2 protein-coding genes are annotated in these 3,825 nt (G+C 47.9%); both read right to left on the reverse strand.

The annotated features are described in order from the left end of the window. Positions 1–6: 6 nt before the first annotated feature. Positions 7–1,794 (reverse strand): alpha-L-fucosidase, encoded by a 1,788-nt coding sequence (locus B3Z75_RS12575; RefSeq protein ID WP_294072278.1) that lies wholly within the window; start codon positions 1,792–1,794, stop codon positions 7–9. Positions 1,795–1,850: 56 nt separating this feature from the next. After that, on the reverse strand, positions 1,851–3,825 hold a 1,975-nt coding region (locus B3Z75_RS12580; protein WP_294072281.1), incomplete at its 5' end, for a glycoside hydrolase family 2 protein.

Here is a 3,825-nt window from a genome sequence, read left to right on the forward strand (position 1 = left end):
TTTCATTCATTCTACCGGTTCTATCAAGACTGATTTTAACTTGAATAACTCATTTCCTTCTTTGTATGAATGTATTTTAAGGGGATAAATACCTGGTTCGGTAACGGTAATGTTTGCAATATGATGGTCGTAAAACATCAAGGGTTCTTTGTTTGTATAGTTCCCTCCCGTTCTGACTGTCTGGAATAAATAGCTTTGTTGGTTAAATTCAATTACCCCCTCCTGGCGACTGTTTTCAACTTCGCAATTGTATGAGAGAATAATTTTGTAATCGCCGGGATCGGTAAACCGAAGATTAAAACAGGCAGCGTCGTCCGGCTTTTTCCATTCTGTCAAGCAGGTAGTATGCTTCCAATTGCCAAAATAATCGCTATGCGTGATGGATTTGATGGCTGTTGCCCCTTCCGTTGTTGCATCGTGTGGCAGAAGCTTGTTAAGCTTGTATTGCGCCGACAGGGTGACCGGAAGTTGATCATATTTGTCGGTCAGGGTGCCTGCATACTCCACAACAAGCACAGTATTGCGGGAATCGCTCAGGTAGGGAAGAGTAACGCAAAGATCTTCGTTGTTTTTGCTCCACGTAAGTTTTTCTCCGGAGTCTAACGGATACACATTTTGAATGTCGACGTTCATTCCCGGCACCAGAATCTGATGGTTCACGGGCAGATCAAAAATATGCAGATACAGCTTTCCCGGCTTGCTTGTGGTAACGCCCCATGGTTGCGCGGGTATCTCTCCATAGGTTGTTTCGTAAATTCCTTCTCCGAATTTATCGAGCCATTTCCCTACTTCCAGGAGATACCTGGCAGAATAGGCAGGAATAGCACCCTTCCCGTCAGGTCCCACATTCAACATCAAATTTCCCCCTTTTGAAGCCACCTCTGCCAGAAGCCGGATGATCTCTTTGGGAGACTTGAAATTCATATCGTGTGCAATATATCCCCACGAATCGTTGTGTGTATAGATCGATTCCCAGGCTCCGCGAATAGGGCGGGCAGGAACCTCAGAATCGCCAAAGTCGCGGTAATCACCCAATCCCTGGCCTACACGACTGCTGAACAGGCAATTTGGCTGGATCAAACGAAGCGTATCGACCAATTCCCTGGTCTCTTCATAGGTAAGGCCACCCGGCATATCGAACCAGATAATTCCGAGAGGCCCATAATTTGAAAGTAATTCTTTCAACTGGGGGATAGCCTTGCGAGTATAATATTCCTGATAGTTTTTCTTCGATTCATCGAAGTCCCACCTGTTTCCCCCACCATTGGGCTCGTGCCAATCGAGAAACTGAGAATAGTAAAATCCGAATTGAATTCCCTGCTCGCGCATTTTTTGGGATAATGGCAGCATGGGATCTTTGCCATATTTCGTGGATTTCACGATGGTAAAATCACTCACCTTTGAATCATACATGGCAAATCCTTCGTGATGCTTTGCCGTAACAACCACGTATTTAATGCCTGCCTTTTTGGCCAACATGGCCCATTCTGCCGGATCATATTCCGACAGGTCCATGCGGGCTGCTTCAGCCGCATAGGCATCCACATTTGCTTTTGCCACATTCATGATCCATTCGCCGCTACCATAGTAGTTCCTATTCTTCCATACTCCTCCTAGTTCAGAGTAGAGTCCCCAATGGATAAACATGCCAAATTTGGCATGTTTAAACCATTGAATATGGGGATGTTCACTCCTCGAAATATTCTTGTCCCATCTTTTTTCCATATCCTGTGCCTGTGCGGCAACGATCCATATAAAACAGATCAGGACGAGGTTAAATGTCTTATTCTTCATTTGGATATATTGTCAAATTCAAATCAATCAATAAGTTGGATCATGAGTCGGAGATACTATTTTACTTCAATAAAGACAGTTTCCAATCCTCCCGATTTAACCGATACGATGCTCTTCGACCCTTTCTTTAACAGCCTGATTTTCGCTCGTCCGTTATATGCCTGTACCTTACCCGAACCAGTAGAAGTACCCATATTTGTTACCAGCTCTCCGTCGCCGGTCGCATCAAAACGGATGTAGTCGGCCGCTGTGAGACAAGGCACATCGTTCCGATCGTGCAGTTCCGCTTCTATCCAGGCATATGCATCGGTATCTTCGATCACCCGGGCAACGATTTTTGCCGGTTCGCCAAAAGGACGTGTTTCGTAATCGAACGTGATGGTGTCTATCACTGTTTCTTTCCCTTTTTTCCCGACAACCTTCACGCTGTTTCTTCCCGGCTCAAAGGAGGTGGTCCATCGCAGCCCTGCGGCAGGGAAATTCTGACTATCACGCTTTCTGACGCCCATGCTTCGTCCGTTGAGGAAGAGTTCCGCCTCCTCACAGTTGGAGTAAACCTTTATGGTCTTCTCTTCGCCGGGCTTGCCCCAGCGTACCGGCCAGCTATGTCCGTAAATGCGAATCATCGGCTTTTCGGTCCAGTAGGACTGAAATACGTAGAATGCCTCTTTTGGAGTCAGATCTCTTTCCACGACGCCCTTCTGGTTCATATAAGGAACTGGATTTTCGGGACGTACCGGTGTGGAGAAGTCCTTGAATGGCCAGTAGGCAGCGCCGGTAAGCCAGGGCATCGTCTCCTGTTCCTTCAGGTGCCAGTCTATCAGATCACAGATATAGGTCTCGCTCCAGTCTCCATCGCGCGAAGCTCTGGCCGTGCCGCCATAGAGCGATGCGTCGCCGGCACGTTCATCTGCTTTTTGTCCCCCGCTGTCAATTTTATCAAGATTGCTGTAAGGGTCCTCCGCATGGCGACGAGCGTGGTTATCTCCTCCCCATTCCACATGCAGGAAATGATCTGTTTTCTGCATTTCGTTGTAGGAAACGTTTTTGTAATCGGTGTAGATGCCTCTGTACCAGCCAGCCCAGATAGAGGGAGAGTACACATCCACGATATCCTTACAGAAGTCGCACCGCCGGATGGAAGTGAGTCGCGAATTGTCGAGTGTATGGGAAAGCAGATGAAGCTCTTTCATAAAGGCCCTGATTTTTTCTTTGTCAAATTCAGGAAAATCGTTGGGCCAGTCGTTCTCGTTCCCCAATCCCCACAAGATCACGGAAGGGTGATTCCGATGCTGCGCGATCATGTTCGTCAGCATGCGTCGTGCCTGCTCCTTATATCGGTCGCCCCCCAGTCCCCCGCGGCACCAGGGTATCTCCTCCCAGACCAGGATGCCCAGTCGGTCGCACTGCTCAAGCACGATGCGCGACTGTTGATAGTGTCCCAGCCGGATAAAGTTGACTCCCATGGATTTCATCATCTCCATCTCCTCCACGATCATCTCTTCGGTCATGGCAGCCGCCACTCCCGCGTGATCTTCATGACGGTGGGTACCACGCAACAACAGCCGTTTTCCGTTTAGCTTAAATGGGCCTTTTTTGACAAACTCGAAATGACGGAAGCCAAATGTCTCTTCCGCTTTCATGGACCCTGCCTCTGAGTTCAATGTCACTTCACACCGGTAGAGAGAAGGGTGTTCCGGTGCCCACAATTCCGGTTTATTCAAAGAAAAGGAGTACAATTTCTGACCGGAGAGATTTTCCAGCCGGATATCCTGATCTTTCAACAGCTTGTTCTGCGGCGAGAATATTTTCACATTCAGGATGCCAGTAGGATTCTTTTGATTGAAAGAGGCAAAAATATCCAGCACTCCATTTTTTCCGTTTGCATCGACAGTAGCATCTACACGTACAGACCGGAGAGCCAGTGCCGGTGTATATACCAGATTCAGGTAGCGATATATTCCCCCGTAGAGATTGAAATCGGAAAGATCGGACGGAATCATCTCCGTATCCCTCGAGTTGTCACAACGG

Source organism: Proteiniphilum sp. UBA1028 (assembly GCF_002316955.1).
Taxonomy (GTDB): domain Bacteria; phylum Bacteroidota; class Bacteroidia; order Bacteroidales; family Dysgonomonadaceae; genus Proteiniphilum.

What these genes read in the sequence shown, in the direction of transcription:
- B3Z75_RS12575 (WP_294072278.1), bottom strand. Translation starts at nt 1,794, where the DNA reads ATGAAGAATAAGACATTTAACCTCGTCCTGATCTGTTTTATATGGATC.